15 protein-coding genes are annotated in these 17,465 nt (G+C 68.2%); 13 read left to right on the forward strand and 2 right to left on the reverse strand.

All coding sequences use genetic code 11. The features are described from left to right. Nucleotides 1-21 precede the first annotated feature (21 nt). The 3 genes from VHB92_RS11870 (at nt 22) to VHB92_RS11880 (ending at nt 3,355) form a co-directional block, all read left to right on the forward strand. Nucleotides 22-963: an ROK family glucokinase gene (locus VHB92_RS11870; RefSeq protein WP_325453966.1), complete on the forward strand. Its 942-nt coding sequence runs from the start codon at nt 22-24 to the stop codon at nt 961-963. 165 nt (nt 964-1,128) lie between these two features. Next, complete coding sequence (locus VHB92_RS11875) at nt 1,129-1,818, forward strand: lysophospholipid acyltransferase family protein (RefSeq protein ID WP_325453967.1); 690 nt, start codon at nt 1,129-1,131, stop codon at nt 1,816-1,818. A gap of 208 nt (nt 1,819-2,026) precedes the next feature. Next, entirely contained in the window at nt 2,027-3,355 is a 1,329-nt protein-coding gene (locus VHB92_RS11880) for a class II 3-deoxy-7-phosphoheptulonate synthase (RefSeq protein WP_325454073.1), read from the forward strand. Between the two features lie 78 nt (nt 3,356-3,433). Here VHB92_RS11880 and pknB read toward each other — a convergent pair whose 3' ends face one another. Further along, nucleotides 3,434-5,359 carry a Stk1 family PASTA domain-containing Ser/Thr kinase gene (gene pknB, locus VHB92_RS11885; RefSeq protein ID WP_325453968.1) on the reverse strand — a complete coding sequence of 642 codons (1,926 nt, stop codon included), beginning with the start codon at nt 5,357-5,359 and terminating at the stop codon, nt 3,434-3,436. 105 nt (nt 5,360-5,464) lie between these two features. Between pknB and VHB92_RS11890 the strand changes: the two genes are divergently transcribed. Next, nucleotides 5,465-5,827, forward strand: a complete 363-nt coding sequence (locus VHB92_RS11890) for an Rv2175c family DNA-binding protein (RefSeq protein ID WP_325453969.1) — start codon at nt 5,465-5,467, stop codon at nt 5,825-5,827. 106 nt (nt 5,828-5,933) lie between these two features. On the opposite strand, the gene VHB92_RS11895 is transcribed toward VHB92_RS11890, so the two are convergent. After that, a complete protein-coding gene (locus tag VHB92_RS11895) occupies nt 5,934-7,034 on the reverse strand; it encodes a polyprenyl synthetase family protein (RefSeq protein ID WP_325453970.1) in 1,101 nt (366 codons plus the stop codon). 82 nt (nt 7,035-7,116) lie between these two features. Between VHB92_RS11895 and VHB92_RS11900 the strand changes: the two genes are divergently transcribed. The 9 genes from VHB92_RS11900 to murD all read left to right on the forward strand — a co-directional run bounded on the left by VHB92_RS11900 (nt 7,117) and on the right by murD (nt 17,430). After that, nucleotides 7,117-7,497, forward strand: a complete 381-nt coding sequence (locus VHB92_RS11900; RefSeq protein WP_325453971.1) for a DUF3040 domain-containing protein — start codon at nt 7,117-7,119, stop codon at nt 7,495-7,497. Nucleotides 7,498-7,886: 389 nt separating this feature from the next. Then, nucleotides 7,887-8,318: a division/cell wall cluster transcriptional repressor MraZ gene (mraZ, locus tag VHB92_RS11905; protein ID WP_325453972.1), complete on the forward strand. Its 432-nt coding sequence runs from the start codon at nt 7,887-7,889 to the stop codon at nt 8,316-8,318. A gap of 105 nt (nt 8,319-8,423) precedes the next feature. Then, entirely contained in the window at nt 8,424-9,389 is a 966-nt protein-coding gene (gene rsmH, locus VHB92_RS11910; RefSeq protein WP_325453973.1) for a 16S rRNA (cytosine(1402)-N(4))-methyltransferase RsmH, read from the forward strand. Beyond that, complete coding sequence (locus tag VHB92_RS11915; RefSeq protein ID WP_325453974.1) at nt 9,386-10,027, forward strand: hypothetical protein; 642 nt, start codon at nt 9,386-9,388, stop codon at nt 10,025-10,027. Before rsmH ends, VHB92_RS11915 begins: the two co-directional genes overlap by 4 nt. A 21-nt stretch (nt 10,028-10,048) precedes the next feature. Continuing rightward, nucleotides 10,049-11,830: a penicillin-binding protein 2 gene (locus tag VHB92_RS11920; RefSeq protein WP_325453975.1), complete on the forward strand. Its 1,782-nt coding sequence runs from the start codon at nt 10,049-10,051 to the stop codon at nt 11,828-11,830. A gap of 11 nt (nt 11,831-11,841) precedes the next feature. Beyond that, a complete protein-coding gene (locus VHB92_RS11925; protein ID WP_325453976.1) occupies nt 11,842-13,389 on the forward strand; it encodes a UDP-N-acetylmuramoyl-L-alanyl-D-glutamate--2,6-diaminopimelate ligase in 1,548 nt (515 codons plus the stop codon). Next, on the forward strand, nt 13,386-14,801 hold the full coding sequence (locus VHB92_RS11930; protein WP_325454074.1) for a UDP-N-acetylmuramoyl-tripeptide--D-alanyl-D-alanine ligase: 1,416 nt from the start codon (nt 13,386-13,388) through the stop codon (nt 14,799-14,801). Before VHB92_RS11925 ends, VHB92_RS11930 begins: the two co-directional genes overlap by 4 nt. Further along, nucleotides 14,798-15,907, forward strand: coding sequence for a phospho-N-acetylmuramoyl-pentapeptide-transferase (gene mraY / locus VHB92_RS11935; RefSeq protein ID WP_325453977.1), 1,110 nt, complete (start codon nt 14,798-14,800; stop codon nt 15,905-15,907). Before VHB92_RS11930 ends, mraY begins: the two co-directional genes overlap by 4 nt. Then, entirely contained in the window at nt 15,904-17,430 is a 1,527-nt protein-coding gene (gene murD / locus VHB92_RS11940; protein WP_325453978.1) for a UDP-N-acetylmuramoyl-L-alanine--D-glutamate ligase, read from the forward strand. The genes mraY and murD overlap by 4 nt, the downstream gene beginning before the upstream one ends. Nucleotides 17,431-17,465 lie beyond the last annotated feature (35 nt).

Here is a 17,465-nt window from a genome sequence, read left to right on the forward strand (position 1 = left end):
CGACGAAAGGCGACGTGAAGCGTGCACTCGATCGGAATCGACATCGGCGGCACGAAGATCGCCGGAGCTCTCGTCGACGAGCTGGGCGCGATCATCCGTGAGCACCGGGTGCCGACGCCGAAAGACGCGAAGGGCATCGAAGACGCCGTCGTCGACATGATCGGGGTGCTCGGTGAGGGCGCCGAGCCGGTCGGGGCCGGAGTGGCGGCCGCAGGATTCATCGACGCCGCACACTCCACCGTCTACTACGCCCCGAACATCGCCTGGCGCAACGAGCCGCTGCGCCAGAAGATCGAGGCTCGCGTCGACGTTCCGGTCATCATCGAGAACGACGCGAACGCCGCAGGCTGGGCGGAGTTCCGCTTCGGCGCTGGACGCCTGGTGAGCGACATGGTGATCCTCACGATCGGCACCGGAGTGGGCGGCGCGATCGTGAGCGAGGACCACCTCTTCCGCGGCGGCTTCGGTGCGGGCGCCGAGGTCGGGCACATGCGCGTGGTGCCGGGCGGCCTTCTGTGCGGATGCGGTGCCAGGGGCTGCATCGAGCAGTACGGCTCCGGGCGTGCGCTGCAGCGCTACGCCAATGAGCTCGCCGACCAGGGAGGCATCGGCCAGGCTCTCGCGGATGTGCGGACCAGGACGGGCACGCTGTCCGGTTCCGACATCAGCGACCTCATCCAGAGCGGTGACCCGGGAGCGCTTGCCGCTCTGCGGCAGCTCGGCGACTGGCTGGGCCAGGCGAGCGCCAGCCTGGGTGCGGTGCTCGACCCGCAGATGTTCGTGTTCGGCGGAGGAGTGGCGCAGGCCGGAGATCTGCTGCTCGAGCCGATCCGCGCCGCCTATCTCGAGAACCTGCCGGCTCGCGGCTACCACCCGGAGCCGGAGTTCCGCATCGCCGAACTGGTCAACGACGCGGGAGTCGTCGGCGCGGCAGACCTGGCAAGGGTGCACGCCACCAGGTGAGCGAACCGCCGGTCGAGTGAGCAAGCTCCCTCGACCAGGCCTCAATCGCCACTATCGCGAGTCCGCTCAATGGCTCAATGGGCCTGGTCGAGTGAGCGAGCTCCCTCGACCAGGCCTCAATCGCCACTAGGCTTCACGTGCACGCTACGAAAGGGTTGCGCGAGAGTGTTCTACTGGCTGCTGAAGTTCGTCGTGGCAGGACCTGCGCTCCGTGCCATCTTCCGGCCGTGGGTCATCGGGCTCGAGAACGTGCCGAAGGACGGCGCCGTCATCCTCGCCAGCAACCATCTGTCGTTCATCGACTCGATCTTCCTGCCGCTCGTGGTGAACAGGCACGTCTCGTTCCTCGCGAAAAGCGACTACTTCACGAAGCGCGGTCTCGTCGGCTGGCTCATGAAGACGTTCATGATGGCGACCGGTCAGCTTCCGATCGACCGAGGCGGCGGTCCCGCTTCGGAGGCCTCGCTCAACACCGGGCTGGGCGTTCTCGCCGGGGGTGAGATCCTCGGCATCTATCCGGAGGGCACACGCAGTCCCGACGGCCGTCTCTACCGCGGACGCACCGGCGTCGCGAGGATGATCCTCGAGGGCCATGTGCCCGTGGTTCCCGTGGTGATGATGGGCACCCAGGCCATCATGCCGATCGGCTCGAGGCTGCCTCGCATCCGTCGCGTCGGCGTCGTCTTCGGCGAGGCTCTCGACTTCTCCCGATTCGAGGGCCTCGAGGGCGACCGATTCATCCTGAGGTCCATCACGGACGAGATCGTGTACGCGCTGCACGGTCTGGGCGGGCAGGAGTACGAGGATGTCTACGCCTCGACCGTGAAGGAGCGGCGCCCGAGCGTGGCCAGGTAGGCTGAACGACGTCTGATGCGCGGTGCGGATCGCCGCTCGCGGTCGGCCGGCTTCCGTCGGAAGCCCTGGCCGTCCCTGACGAGATCGGCCGCACGGTCCGCCGCCAGACGCCCCGACGATCGCGTCACCGACGCGCCAACCCATGAGAACTGGAACTCCGCCCGTGCTGCTCGATCACTCCGATCCCGTCGTTACCGCCGATGACTCCGTGATCGCGGGTCTCGACCACTGGCGCACTCTCGAGGCGAAGCAGCAGCCGGCCTGGCCGGACGCGGATGCCGCGCGAGTCGCGGCCGAGGAACTCGCGACGCTGCCGCCTCTCGTCTTCGCCGGCGAGGTCGATCAGCTCAGGGCCCGCATGGCGGCTGCCGCCCGGGGCAGGGCGTTCCTGCTGCAGGGCGGCGACTGCGCTGAGACCTTCGCCGGTGCGACGGCGGACCAGATCCGCAACCGGGTGAAGACCGTGCTGCAGATGGCCGTCGTGCTCACGTACGGAGCGTCGGTGCCCGTCATCAAGATGGGCCGCATGGCCGGTCAGTTCGCGAAGCCGCGTTCCAGCGACACGGAGACCCGCGGAGACGTGAGCCTGCCCGCCTACCGGGGCGACATGGTCAACGGATACGACTTCACGCCGGAGTCGCGCAGAGCGGACCCGCGACGCCTCGTGCAGGGGTATCACACGGCGGCATCCACGCTGAATCTCATCCGCGCGTTCACGCAGGGCGGGTTCGCCGACCTGCGGGAGGTGCACAGCTGGAACCGCGGATTCGCGCAGAACCCGGCCAACCAACGGTACGAGCGCCTGGCGCGCGAGATCGACAGGGCCATCAAGTTCATGCAGGCGGCAGGCGCCGACTTCGACGAGCTGAAGCGCGTGGAGTTCTACTCCAGCCACGAGGGCCTGCTGATGGACTACGAGCGCGCCATGACGAGGATCGACTCGCGCACCGGCACCCCGTACAACACGTCGGCCCACTTCATCTGGATCGGAGAGCGCACCAGGCAGATCGACGGCGCGCACGTGGACTTCCTCAGCCGCGTTCGCAACCCGATCGGCGTCAAGCTGGGCCCCACCACGTCGGCGGACGACATGTTCCGTCTGATCGACAAGCTCGACCCGACGCGAGAGCCTGGCCGGCTCACGTTCATCACGCGGATGGGCGCGGGCAAGATCCGTGATGCCCTTCCTCCGCTGCTGGAGGCGATCAAGGGGCACGGTGCCACGCCGCTGTGGGTGAGCGACCCGATGCACGGCAACGGTCTCACGACGCCGAACGGGTACAAGACGAGGCGGTTCGACGACGTCGTCGACGAGGTGAAGGGATTCTTCGAGGCGCACCGCGACGCCGGCACGATCCCGGGCGGCATCCATGTCGAGCTCACGGGCGATGAGGTCACCGAGTGCCTGGGCGGTTCCGAGCACATCGACGAGGCGACTCTCGCGACCCGGTACGAGTCGCTGTGCGATCCTCGCCTGAACCACATGCAGTCGCTCGAACTGGCGTTCCTCGTGGCCGAGGAGCTCGGAGCTCGCTGACTCGGAGCTCGCTGACTCGGAGGCGGTCGTCGCCGGGGCCCGTCTGCGATCGGCACCCGTTGATGGCAACGTCTGTGGTCAGCCCGCGGCGACGATGCCGAGGTTGACCTTGGTTCCCTTGGGCTGCTGGCTGGACGAATCCGGCGACTGGGACTGCACCTTGGTGAGCCCATCGGGCACCGCATCCCAGAACGCCGAGTAGACCGGGACGAAGCCCGCATCGCTCAGCGCCTTCTTGGCCTGGTCTCTGCTCATCCCCACGACATTGGGCACCGGGAACAGCTGCGGACCCTTGGAGATGTCGAGCACGATCGTGTCGCCTTTGCGTACAGGGCCCTCGTTCTGCGGCGCCTGGGAGATGACGGAGCCCTGCGGCACGTCGTCGCTGTAGTCCGTCGTGCCCTCAGCGGACTTCAGGCCGACGGCCGCGAGAGCAGACTGAGCGGCGGATTCCGTCTTGCCCGTCACATCGGGAACTGCTCCGAGCGAGACGACGAGGTTGACCTTCTGGCCCTTGAAGTATCCGCCGCCTTTGGACAGATCGGCCTTGGCGCCGTCGGCTTGCGCAGCGGACACGACGACGCCCTTCTGCACGTCGGAGACGAACTGCTCATCGACGGTGCCGAGCACGGCGCCCGCGTCCGTGATGGCCTTCTCGGCTTGCGCCTTGCTCAGTCCGGCCAGCGCCGGGATGGTGATGGGCTGGGGTCCCTGGGAGACGTGCAACTCGACCTTCGAGCCCTTCGCCGCCTTCGTCCCCTGTCCGGGCGTGGAGGAGACGACCGTTCCCGTCGGCACGGTCGACGAGTAGACCTGGTCGGATGCCGCCGTGAAGCCGGCGCTGGTCAGCGCCTTCTTCGCGGCATCCTCGCTCGTGCCGTTCACGGTCGGAACCGTCACCTGCGAGCCAGGGCCGCCGCCGAAGTACCAGCCGGTTCCCCCAGCGACCGCGGCGAGCAGAAGGACGAGTGCGAGCAGCCACCAGCCTCGCGCCCGGCGGCCGTGCGCCGTCTTGGCCAGGGCGGCCACGGCATCCGTCGCCGATGCTTCCGGTCGCACCTGAGCGGCAGGTCCGATGAGCTGGGTGTCGGAGTCGGATGCCTCGAACCCGCCGCCTGCCAGCACGAGCGTCGGCTGCGCACCCGTGTCCGCGTCGGGTGAGCGCAGCTCCCGCTCCACCTGGAGAAGCCGGTCGAGCATGACGCCGGCGTCGGCGGGACGCGCGGAAGGATCCTTCGCGGTCGCCCAGAGCACGAGGTCGTCGAGCTGCGGAGGCACGTCGCGGTTGAGCCTGCTCGGTCGCGGCACGGCGTCATTCGCGTGCTGATACGCCACCTGCATGGGCTGCTCGCCCTTGAACGGCTGCTCGCCCGTGAGCATCTCGAACATCATGATGCCGAGGGCGTAGATGTCGCTGCGGGTGTCGGCCACGCCCCTCGTGACGAGCTCGGGGGAGAGGTACGCGATCGTGCCGAGCAGCGCCTGCCCGGTGCCCGTGCTGTTCGTCACGGCGCGCGCGAGGCCGAAGTCGCCGATCTTGATGCGTCCGTCGTCGGCCAGCAGCACGTTCTCGGGTTTCAGGTCGCGGTGCACGATGCCTGCCCGGTGCGCTGCGGCGAGGCCCGAGAGCACGGCATCGGTGATGTCGATGGTCTGCTCCGGCGTGAGCCTGCCGTAGTCGCGCAGCAGATCGCGCAGCGTGATGCCTGGCAGGTACTCCATCACCAGGTACGCCATGTCGGCGTCCTGGCCCTGGTCGAAGACGCTCACCACGTTCGGATGCGCGAGCCTCGCGGCCGAACGCGCCTCCTGCACGAACCGGTTCTTGAACTGCGCGTCGTCGGCGAGGTGACCGTGCATGACCTTGATCGCCACGCGGCGTTCCAGGCGCAGATCGGTGGCGAGATAGACCGTGGCCATACCGCCCCGCGCGATCCGCGAGCGCACCTGATACCGGCCGTCGATGAGACGGCCGAGCATCGGATCGGGCTGGCTCGCGGTCACCCGTCGAGTCTACGGACGACCCGCTTGAGCGACCGGGTAGAACACGGTAACGAATCCGGCACGCAGGGTGTGCACAGAACCGCGCTCGCATGGCACGCTAGTCGGGTGGCGAAACCCAGTCCCGCATCCGAAACCTCCCACGAGGAGAGAACCTGGCTCACCGTCCCCGACCTCGTCGAGGTGCTCGGCGTCGGAGTGGGCCGCGTCCACAGGCTGTTCGAAGACAAGCACCTTCTTGCCGCCCGTGTCGACGGTGTGCTCAAGGTGCCCTCCGACTTCATCGTCGACGGCGAGCCGCTCGGCGAGCTCCGCGGAACGCTCATCGTGCTGGCCGACGCCGGATTCAGCGACGACGAGGCGATGTCGTGGCTGCTGGAACGCGAGGACAGCCTGGGCGTCGCGCCGATCGACGCGCTCCGAGCCGGGCGCAAGGCCGAGGTGCGTCGTGTGGCGCAGGCGCTGGCCTGACCTGTCCGGGCCGGCTGACCTTTATGGCTGTCTGCCCTGCCTGGCTAGCCGACCGGCCTGACCACCTGACCAGCCCGGCTATCTGAGTCGCCTGGCTTTCGGGTGCCTACGCGACCCGATCGCTGACGGAACGGGTCAGCTCGCGGAGCCGCTCGACGGCGTCCTCCGCCAGCAGTGCGTCGTCGAGCGCCCTCGTCGCCCGTTCGACGTTGGTCGTGATCATGTTCTCCACCTCGGCGACGGCACCCGACGAGCGGATCGTGCTCTGCAGCATCCGGATCTGCTCGTCTTCCAGACGCGGATCGCCGAGCAGCTCGTCGAGCACGTTCCTGGCCGAGACGGGCAGCGCCTTGCGTGTGAGGGCCACGAGCACCGTGCGCTTGCCCTCCCGCAGGTCGTCGCCGCTGGGCTTGCCTGTCATCTCGGCGTCGCCGAAGACGCCGAGCAGATCGTCGCGCAGCTGGAAGGCGATGCCGAGCGGCAGACCGAAGTCTCCGAGCGCATCCAGCTGCCCGAGCGTGCCGCCCGCCAGCATCGCGCCCAGCAGCAGGGGGGCCTGCACGCTGTACTTAGCCGACTTGTAGACGATCACGCGCTCTGCTCGCGGCAGCAGCTCCTGCTCGTCACCCGACCGCCAGGAGCGCTCCTCGAGGATGTCCAAGTACTGGCCGGCGATGACCTCGGCTCGCATCCGTCCGAACTCACGGCGCACGGCTGCAGCGTTCTCCGGCGCGACGCCGTCGCCCAGCGCCTCGGCGAGCAGGTCGTCGCTGAAGCCGAGGAGGAGATCGCCGAGCAGCACGGCGGCTGCGTCGCCGAAGGACTCGGGCGAGCCCTCCCAGCCGTTCTCCCTGTGCAGGTTCTCGAAGCGGCGATGCGCGGAGGGCGCGCCCCGTCTGCTGTCGGAGCGGTCGATGATGTCATCGTGGATGAGCGCCGCCGCGTGGAACAGCTCGAGGGCCGCTGCCGTGCCGACCACCGGATTGATCCGCTCGGCCTCCCGCGGCTGCCGGGCGTCGGCGACGGCGCGATAGCCCCAGTAGCAGAACAGAGCCCTGAACCTCTTGCCGCCACTGAGAAACTGCCGGGAGAACGACGCGAGCGGACCCATGTCCGGGGCGATCGACAACAAAATGGATTCGCGCGCGTGAAGGAAGCGTCCGATCCGGTCGTCGACGAGATCGATCAGTCGGTTGCTTTCGGGCACGCGTTCTAGCCTAGCTGCGGCAGCGAGACTAGAATCTAGAGAACACAAGACCGTCATTCTCGTTAGCCTGAGGGGGACAAGGATGCCGCTTTCGGAGCACGAGCAGCGCCTCCTCGATGAGATGGAGCGCAGCCTCTATCAGAATGACGCCGACTTCGTCGCGAAGGTCGGAGGTTCCCGGGTCCGGCCGAGCTATCGCTCCGTCGTGCTCGGCATCCTTCTCGCGGTCGTCGGCATCGCCGTTCTTCTGACTGGTGTGTTCGTCCAGGTCATCGTGGTCGGCATCCTCGGCTTCGTCCTGATGCTGGTGGGCGTTCTCGTGGCGATCACGCCCGGTCGGGCCAAGCGAGCCGCAGCTTTCGCCGATGAGCAGGCGAAGACGACGGCGCCCAAGTCGGCGCAGCCCGGGTTCATGGACAAGCTGAACGACCGTTGGGACAAGCGCCAGGAGGGCGACCGCTGAGTCTGTCGCCGGTCGCCGCCTAGCGACAGGGAGAGTATCGCGCGCCGAAGGGCGCGCGATTCGTGTTTAACGGCCAGCTCGATGCTGCGCTGTCGTCTTTCGCTGTCTTTTTTCGTTGGCGTCTTGCGCCATCCTCGTTCTCTTCCGCCGGCCTTCATCGCGCCCTCTCTCACGGGCGTCCTCGGCCGTCCTCTTCCTCTGCGGCTTCATGACGACCTGAACCGGCGCATTTCCCTCCACCACCCTCCACCGGCGGAGTTCCGCGTCTTTTCGCGAGTGTGGGCGCGCCGTATGCTGTGAATCCGTCACTTCTTCCCGGTTTGTGGATGAGTGTGGAGTAAAGTGGAGGATGTCGCAGGCTCGCGGCGCAGATCGACGGGGGAGGGCCGATGTTCCTTGGCACCTACGCCCCGAAGCTCGACGAGAAAGGGCGCATCATCCTCCCCGCCAAGTTCCGTGACGAGTTCGAGTCCGGACTCGTCATGACGCGCGGGCAGGAACGCTGCATCTACGTCTTTCCCCGCCGCGAGTTCGAGTCGCTGAACGAGAAGATCCGGCAGGCACCGGTCACGAGCAAGCAGGCTCGTGACTACCTGCGCGTCTTCCTCTCCGGAGCCAGCGACGAGGTACCCGACAAGCAGCACCGCGTGACGATCCCACCGCTTCTGCGGTCGTACGCGGGGCTGGAGCGGGACCTCACCGTGATCGGCGCAGGCAACCGGGCGGAGATCTGGGACTCCGCGGCATGGGACGCCTACCTCACCTCGAACGAGGCGTCGTTCGCCGAGACGGCCGAGGAGGTGATCCCGGGGCTCTTCTAGCGCCTGGCGCCGGACTCCCAGCCACACAACGCACCCTGACGCACTTCCCCGGTGTCAGGTGGCGTGTGGATGGGGATCCGGCGCCAGGGGCGGCCCCGAACTCTCATGGTCGATTCCACCGATCCCCGCGACATCCACACCCCGGTCATGCTGGAGCGCTGCATCGAGCTCCTGTCGCCGGCGCTCCAGGGGGACGCGCCCGTCATGGTGGATGCGACGCTCGGCCTCGGCGGGCACACCGAGGCGTTCCTGCAGCGCTTCCCGCGGCTCACCGTCGTCGCGCTCGATCGCGATGACGAGGCGATCGAGCTCGCGACGCGACGGCTTGCGCCCTTCGGCGACCGGCTGCGTGTCGTTCACACCGTCTACGACGGCATCGCGGATGCCGCCGACTCGCTCGGCCACCGCACCGTCGACGCCGTGCTGTTCGATCTCGGCGTCTCCTCGCTCCAGCTCGATCGGGTGGAGCGCGGGTTCTCGTACTCGAAGGATGCGCCGCTCGACATGCGCATGGACGCGACATCCGAGCTGACCGCGGAGGCCGTGATCGCCGGATACGACGAGGACGAGCTCCGGCGGATCTTCCTGGACTACGGCGAGGAGAAGCTCGCAGCGCGGTACGCGCGAGCGATCGTGCGGGCGCGGGCCCAGTCGCCGATCACCCGGTCGGGCCAGCTGGTCTCCGTGCTCCAGGACGCGACTCCCGCGGTCCTCCAGCGCGCCGGGCATCCAGCCAAACGAGTCTTCCAGGCGCTGCGCATCGAGGTGAACCACGAGCTGGACGTGCTCGAGCGCGCGATCCCTCTCGCCGTGGATCTGCTCCGGGTCGGGGGACGCATCGCCGTCATGTCGTTCCAGTCGCTGGAAGACCGGATCGTGAAGCGGGCACTGCAGGCGAGGGCGACCTCCACCGCACCGCGCGGGCTTCCGGTCGAACTTCCCGAACATCGACCGGAACTGAAGCTGCTGACCAGGGGGGCCGAGCTGGCCGACGACGAGGAGAGGGCGCGCAACCCGCGCTCGATCCCCGTGCGGCTTCGCGCGGCGGAACGTATCAGGGGGAACTCATGAGCCAGGCGACAGCATCGCTCCCATCGATCGGAAGCGCCGCGCCGCGCCGTCTTCCTCACCTCGAGGCGCTCCCGCTGGCGCAGCGTCGCGCCCGGCCGAAGCTGTTCTACGCGGCGATCGCCGTGGCGACCGTGATGGTGATCGTCATGGCACAGCTGATCCTCTCGATCGGCGTCTCCCAGGGCGCCTACCGCATCGAGTCGCTGCAGGCGCAGAAGGCGCAGCTCTCGCGGTCGTACCAGGCGGCGTCCGAGAAGGTGCAGACGCTCTCGTCGCCGCAGAACCTGGCTGCGAACGCCGTCGCCCTCGGCATGGTCGACAACAGCACGCCCGTCTACCTGCGCCTTTCCGACTCCGCCGTGATCGGCTCACCGGCACCGGCATCCGCAGCGGCCGGATCGACCGGCCAGCTCGTGGGGAACGCCCTGACCCAGAACCTGCCGCTGGTGACGGCACCCAAGACCACGACCCCGAAGCACTCCTCGCAAGGCTCGAAAGACGCGGCCGGAGCGTCGGGCGGACAGGGGCAGACGTCGGCAGCCCGTGACGGATCGGGCACACCGAGCGCGAATCAGCAGGAGACCGCCGGCTCGCCCGTACCGTGGACAGGGGCACTTCCGGCGCCTTCGACCCACTGACCCGCCGTTCGAGGGATCCCGATGACGACCGTCAAAACACATCGCAGGCGCGCCGCCGTGGCGATCGCCGCGGTCATCGCCATCGTCATCGTCTTCGTCGTGCGACTCGTCGACGTGCAGGTGGTGCAGGCGGAGGCTCTCGACAGGCAGGCTGCTGAGCGGCGCGGCAACGTCTCCACGATCGAGGGGACGCGCGGGTCGATCCTCGCCTCCGACGGAACCGTGCTGGCGCGCAGCGTGCTGCGCTACGACTTCATCGCGACGCCGAAGTTCACCACCAAGCCGTTCGACCGCACCGTCGACGGCAAGACGGAATCGGTGACGCTGGAGGAGGCGGCATCCGAGATCGCCAAGATCACCGGTCAGAAGCCGAGCGACATCACGGGTCCGATCCAGGCGGCCCTCGCGAAGAACAAGAACTCGATGTACGCGCCCATCGTCACCGACGTGGATGTCCCGACCTACCAGAAGCTGAAGGCGCTGCAGATCCCATGGCTGGATTCGACGAGCCACCAGGTGCGGGTGTACCCGAACGGAGCTGTCGCCGGAAACATCCTGGGCTTCTTGAACGGCGACGGGACACCGCAGGCCGGACTCGAAGAGGGCGACAACGCGTGCCTCGCGGGCCACGACGGTGAGGAGACGTACCAGGTCGGGGCCGACGGTGTCACGATCCCCGGCAGCACGAAGGTGCAGAAGCCGGCGAAGGAGGGTGGCGACCTCGTCACCACGATCGATCCCGACCTGCAGTGGTTCGCCCAGGACCAGCTGGCCAAGGTCGTGCCGGAACTCGGAGCCCAGTTCGGCATGGTGAGCGTGGTGAGCGTCAAGGACGCGAAGATCAGAGTCGCAGCGCAGTACCCGTCCGCCGATCCCAACGACCTGGATGCGACGCCCCTGGAGTACTGGAAGGCCATGATGTTCCAGGACCAGTACGAACCGGGCTCGATCTTCAAGCCGCTCACGGCCGCCGCTCTCATCGACACCGGAAAGGCGTCGCCCACGAGCCAGCTCGTGGTGCCGGACACGCTGAGACCGCAGAAGGACGTGTTCGTCTCCGACAACGAGTCGCATCCCGTTCAGCACCTGACCCTGACCGGCGTGCTGACCGAATCGTCCAACGTGGGCATGTCCGAGCTCGGCACGAGCATGGACGACCAGGAGCGCTACGACTTCATGAAGAAGTTCGGCATCGGCTCGAAGACCGCCGTCGACTTCCCGGGGGAGCTGTCCGGCACCTTCACGCAGCCGTCGAACTGGGACGAGCAGACGCGATACGCCACCACCTTCGGGCAGGGCCTCTCGATCACCCAGGCACAGATGCTCGGCGCGTACCAGGCGATCGCGAACGGCGGCGTCAAGCTGCCGCTGTCGATCGTGGACGGCTGCAAGCAGCCGGACGGAACCATGACCGACGTGCCGTCGAAGAAGGGCACGCGCGTCGTCTCGCAGCAGACCTCGCAGGAGATTCTCGGGATGCTCGAGAACGTGCTCAAGGGCGGTCCCATCTCGACGCTGCCGGACACCGAGATCCCCGGCTACCTGGTGGCCGCGAAGACCGGAACGGCGCAGGAACCGGACGGCAACGGCGGCTACAAGAGGAGCTACTACGTCTCGGTGATGGGCGTGGCGCCGGTGGACAACCCCCAGTATCTGGTTTCGGTCAACATCGGCTTCCCGACTACGATTACATCGTCTCTGGCGGCAGGACCGCTGTTCAAGACGATGATGAGCCAGGTGCTCAAGTCGCTCAGGGTTCAGCCGTCGACGGCACCGCCCGCCAACTACCCCGACACCTATTGAAAGTGAGCCACGTGACCGGAACGGGCACCGCGATGCTGCGCCCCGAGCACCCCGTCTCCCGGTCACTGTCCCAGCTCGTGGCCGACTTCGGGTTCGAGGCGCGGGAGCGCGTCGACACGGCCGAGGTGAGCGGTGTCACCGTCGTCTCCGGCGCGGTCGAGCCCGGCGATCTCTACGTGGGCCTGCCCGGGCGGCGGGCGCACGGCGCCTCGTACGCTGCCGCAGCAGCAGCCGCAGGGGCGAGCGCCGTACTCACGGATGCCACGGGCGCTCAGCTGGCCGCGGAGGCCGGCATCCCCGTGCTCGTCACGGACGACCCGCGCGCCGTCCTCGGCGACGTCGCGGCCTGGGTCTACCGCACGGAGGAGAACCCCGCCACGCTCTTCGCTGTGACGGGAACCAACGGCAAGACCAGCGTGGTGTACCTGATCGCTGCCGTGCTCACGCAGATCGGCGTGCGGTCGGGTCTCAGCTCGACAGCGGAGCGCCGCATCGGCGAGGTCGCCGTGACGAGCTCCCTGACCACACCGGAGGCCAGCGAGCTGCACGGACTCCTGGCGCGCATGCGAGAGGCCGAGGTGCGGGCAGCGGCCGTTGAGGTCTCGGCGCAGGCACTCACCAGGCATCGGGTGGACGGCATCGTGTTCGACGTAGCGGGCTTCACGAACCTGAGTCACGACCACCTCGACGACTACTCCTCGATGGACGAATACTACGAGGCCAAGCTCGCGCTGTTCTCGCCCGATCGGGCGAGACGGGGCGTCGTGACGGTCGACACGGAGTGGGGACGCCGGGTCGCGGACGAGTCGCGGATCCCCGTCACCACGCTCGCCACGGCTCCCGGCGTGGACGCCGACTGGACGGTCGAGCTGGGCGAGCAGTCCATCGACAGCACCGCCTTCACGCTCTCGGGGCCGGACGGGCGCTCCGTCACCACGCGGGTCCCGCTGCTCGGATCCTTCATGGCGGGCAATGCGGCCCTGGCCATCGTCATGCTCGTCGAGTCCGGCTTCGACCTGGAGGCGATCGGGCAGGTGCTGGAGCGCGACGGAGGCATCCTCGCGTACATCCCAGGCCGCACCGAGCGCGTCTCGGCGGAGCACGGCCCCGTCGTGTTCGTGGACTATGGTCATACGCCCGACGCTTTCGCGCGCATCCTCTCGTCGCTGCGCACCGTCACGCCCGGCCGCATCATCATGGTCTTCGGCGCCGACGGCGACCGCGACACCACGAAGCGGGCGGACATGGGCGCGATAGCTGCGCGCGGAGCCGACGAGGTGATCATCACGGACTTCCATCCGCGGTTCGAAGATCCGGCGGCCATCCGCGCTTCGCTGATCAAGGGCGCACTGGATGCCGTCCCCGATGCGCACGTGGAAGAGGTGCCGGATCAGCGCGCAGCGATCCGCACAGCCATCGCCCACGCCGGAGAAGGGGACGTCGTGTTCTACGCCGGTCCCGGTCACGAGGACTATCAGGAGGTCGCAGGAGTGCAGCTGCCCTATTCTGCCCGCGAAGACGCGAAGCTCGCGCTTCGCGAGGCGGGATGGCTCTCGTGATCGCCATGAGCCTCGGCGAGATCGCCGAGGCCGTGAAGGGCCGACTGGTCGGCGACGCGGACGCCGCGTCCCGGATGATCGACGGCCTCTCCTACACGGACTCCCGCGAAGTGGAGCCGGGCGGCATCTTCTTCGCGAAGCCGGGCGAGTTCACCGACGGGCACCTGTTCGCTCCGCAGGCCGTCGAGCGCGGCGCCGCTCTGGTGATCGTCGATCACGAGCTGGGACTGGAGGTGCCGCAGATCGTCGTCGCCGACGTGGTCGAGGCGCTCGGGGACCTCGCGCGCGCCGTCATCCATCGCGTGCGTGCGGCAGGCGTCCTGCGCATCGTCGGCATCACGGGCTCGAACGGCAAGACGACCACGAAGAACCTGCTCGGCGAGATCCTGCGGCGGGTCGGCGAGACGGTCGCACCGCGCGCATCCTTCAACAACGAGGTCGGCGCTCCGCTGACCATGCTCGAGGTCGGCGACGACACCAGATTCCTGGTCGCCGAGATGGGTGCCAGCCGCGAGGGAGACATCGCCAGGCTCATCCGCATGGCGAAGCCCGACGTCGGCGTCGTGCTCAAGGTGGGCCTCGCGCACGCGGGCGAGTTCGGCGGCATCGAGCACACCCAGCGGGCGAAGTCCGAGATGGTGACCGACCTGGATGCCGGCGACACCGCCGTCCTGAACGCCGACGACCCACGCGTGGCCACCATGGCCCGGCTCACGAAGGCTGGCGTGCTGTGGTTCGGTATTGACGGCGAGGCCGGTCCCGACCGAGTGCGGGCGACGGATGTCCGTTCCAGTCGCGCGGGCACGTCGTTCACCCTGCATCTGCCCGACGGCACGAGCAGGCCGATCGTGTTCCGCGTGCTGGGGGAGCACCACGTCGCGAACGCCCTGGCCGCCGCTTCCGCCGCGCACGCCCTCGGTGTCTCGATCGACGACATCGCCGAAGGACTGCAGGCCGTGACGAGGGCCGAGCGCTGGCGCATGGAGGTCATGGGCGGCGCCCACGGCGTCACGGTGATCAACGATGCGTACAACGCCAGCCCCGATTCGATGGCCGCCGCGTTGAAGACCCTCGTGCAGTTGCGCGAGCCAGGGGGACGCGCGATCGCCGTGCTGGGCGAGATGAGCGAGCTGGGCGACGCCGCAGGCGACGAGCACGACCGGATCGGGCTGCTCGCAGTACGTCTCGGCGTCGACCAGGTCGTCGTGGTCGGCGCAGGAGCGCGGCGCATGCACATCTCCACGATCAACGAGGGATCGTGGGACGGCGAGTCGGTGTTCGTCGAGACGCAGGACGAGGCGTTCGAGCTGCTGACCTCGATGCTGCGCGAGAACGACATCGTTCTCGTCAAGTCGTCCAACTCCGCAGGTCTACGACACCTGGGTGACCGGTTGGGAGAGTCGTACTCGTGAGAGCCCTACTGACCGCGGGAGCGCTGTCCCTCGCCTTCTCGCTCTTCCTGACCCCGGTGTTCGTCAAGCTGTTCCACCGGCTGAACTGGGGACAGTTCATCCGCGACGATGGACCGCAATCGCACCACGCCAAACGCGGCACGGCCACGATGGGCGGCATCGTGATCATCCTCGCCACGCTCGTCGGCTACTTCGTGGCCGTCCTGCTCAACGGCGGCGACGGCCTGTCCGCATCACCGTTGCTCGTGCTGCTGATGATGGTGGGCCTTGGCCTCGTGGGCTTCGTCGACGACTTCCTCAAGACGCGCAAGCAGCGCAGTCTGGGGCTCGGCGGCTGGTCGAAGGTGGCGGGGCAGGTCATCGTGGCGACGGTGTTCGGCATCCTCGCCATCAACTTCCCGAGCAACGAAGGCGTCACGCCCGCCTCCACCGAGATCTCGTTCATCAGAGATCTGCCGCTCGACCTCATGGTCGTCGGCGGCATCCCGGTGATCGGCATCATCCTCTACCTGATCTGGATCAACCTGATCACGACGGCGACGTCCAACGGCGTCAACGTGACGGACGGGCTCGACGGGCTCGCGACGGGCGCCTCGATCCTCGCCATCGGCTCCTACATCATCATCGGGTTCTGGCAGTTCAACCAGTCCTGCTTCAGCGACACCATCGACACCGACAACCTGTTCAAGTGCTACACGGTGCGCGATCCGCTGGATCTCGCCGTCGTGGCGGCCGCGATCGTCGGCGCCCTCGTCGGCTTCCTGTGGTGGAACACGTCGCCCGCCCAGATCTTCCTGGGCGACACGGGGTCCCTGGCGCTGGGCGGCGCCCTCGCCGCGTTCGCCATCCTCAGCCACACCGAGCTGCTGCTCGTGCTCATCGGCGGCCTGTTCGTCATCGAAGCCGGGTCGGTCATCCTGCAGCGCGCCTACTTCAAGGCGACGCGGGGCAAACGCATCTTCCGCATGAGCCCGATCCATCACCACTTCGAGCTCAAGGGCTGGGCCGAGGTGACGGTCGTCGTGCGCTTCTGGATCATCGCCGGCCTGCTCGTGGCCGCCGGCGTCGGCTCGTTCTACCTCGAGTGGTTGTCGAGGACGTCGTGACCGCGCCTGGCCTGCCCGAGCGACTGGCGGCCCTGACCAGCTGGCGGTCCGACTGGACCGGGCTGCGGGTGGCCGTGCTCGGCCTGGGCGTCGCCGCGTTCTCCAGCGCCGACACGCTCGCGGAGCTCGGGGCCGACGTGCTCGTCGTGGCGGATGCGCCGTACGAGGAACGCGCGAGGCTGCTCGACGTCATCGGCGTCCGCCTGCACGTCGGTGACCTGACCGCGGTGCCGGATGCCGTCGTGGAGTTCGATCCCGAGGTCGTCGTCGTCTCCTCCGGCCGATACCACCCCGATCATCCGCTGCTCGTCTGGGCCGCCTCGCGGTCGGTCGCGGTGTGGAGCGACGTGGAGCTCGGGTGGCGCGTCCGCGACAAGGTCGAGCCGGCGGCGGAGTGGATCTGCGTCACGGGCACGAACGGCAAGACCACGACCGTGGAGCTCACCGCGACGTTCCTCGTCGCATCCGGCGTGCGGGCCGCTCCGTGCGGCAACATCGGCATCCCGGTGCTCGACGCCGTGAGGGATCCCCAGGGGTTCGACCTGCTCGTGGTCGAGCTCTCCAGCTATCAGCTGCACTGGCTGAACCGGAACCCGGGCGGCGAGATCCGGCCGTTCTCCAGCGTGTGCCTCAACCTCGCCGAAGACCACCTGGACTTCCACGGGACGCTCGAGGAGTACGGCGCCGCCAAGGGGAAGGTGTACGACAACACCAAGGTCGCGTGCGTGTACAACCGCGCGGACATCGCGACGCTGCGCATGGTGGAGGACGCCGACGTGGTCGAGGGCGCGCGCGCCATCGGGTTCGGGCTCGACTCACCCGGTCCGAGCGACTTCGGGATCGTGGACGGCATCCTGTGCGACCGCGCCTTCCTCGAGGACCGCGCCACGACGGCGCTCGAGCTGACGACGCTGGACGAGCTGCGGGATGCCGGACTCGCGGCGCCCCACGTGGTGGCGAACATCCTCGCCGCGGCGGCACTGGCCCGCTCCTACGGCGCTCCGGCCGGCGTCATCCACGACGCGTTGACCGGCTTCCGGCTCGACCCGCATCGCATCCAGCTCGTGGCGGAACGCGCAGGGGTGCTGTGGATCGACGATTCCAAAGCCACCAACCCGCACGCTGCCGACGCCTCGCTCCGTGCCTTCGACCGCATCGTGTGGATGCTCGGCGGTCAGTTGAAGGGCGTCGAACTGGACGATCTCGTCGAGCGGCACGCGTCGCGCTTGACGGGCGCCGTGGTGATCGGCGTCGACCAGGAACCGGTGCTGGCGGCATTCCGCCGACACGCGCCGGAGCTTCCCGTGCTGTCCGTCGACCCCGGTGAGACTGAGGTCATGCCGGAGGCGGTCCGGTTGGCGGCGCGGCTGGCGCGCGAAGGCGACACGGTGCTCCTCGCTCCGGCGGCGGCGTCGTTCGACCAGTTCGCCGACTTCACGGATCGAGGCGATCGGTTCGCGAGGGCGGTGCACGAGCTTCCGGAGGACGGCCCATCGGGGCGGGACGGCACGGAGCTTCCGTGACACGGCAGGGATGACGGGCGAAGGCAGGGGCATCA

Source organism: Humibacter sp. (genome assembly GCF_035547335.1).
Classification (GTDB): domain Bacteria; phylum Actinomycetota; class Actinomycetes; order Actinomycetales; family Microbacteriaceae; genus Humibacter.

Excerpts from the sequence above, each read along its gene's own strand:
- VHB92_RS11900 (WP_325453971.1), top strand. The coding sequence starts at position 7,117 with ATGCCGCTTTCGGAGCACGAGCAGCGCCTCCTCGATGAGATGGAGCGC.
- mraZ (WP_325453972.1), top strand. The coding sequence starts at position 7,887 with ATGTTCCTTGGCACCTACGCCCCGAAGCTCGACGAGAAAGGGCGCATC.
- rsmH (WP_325453973.1), top strand. The coding sequence starts at position 8,424 with ATGGTCGATTCCACCGATCCCCGCGACATCCACACCCCGGTCATGCTG.
- VHB92_RS11915 (WP_325453974.1), top strand. The coding sequence starts at position 9,386 with ATGAGCCAGGCGACAGCATCGCTCCCATCGATCGGAAGCGCCGCGCCG.
- VHB92_RS11920 (WP_325453975.1), top strand. The coding sequence starts at position 10,049 with ATGACGACCGTCAAAACACATCGCAGGCGCGCCGCCGTGGCGATCGCC.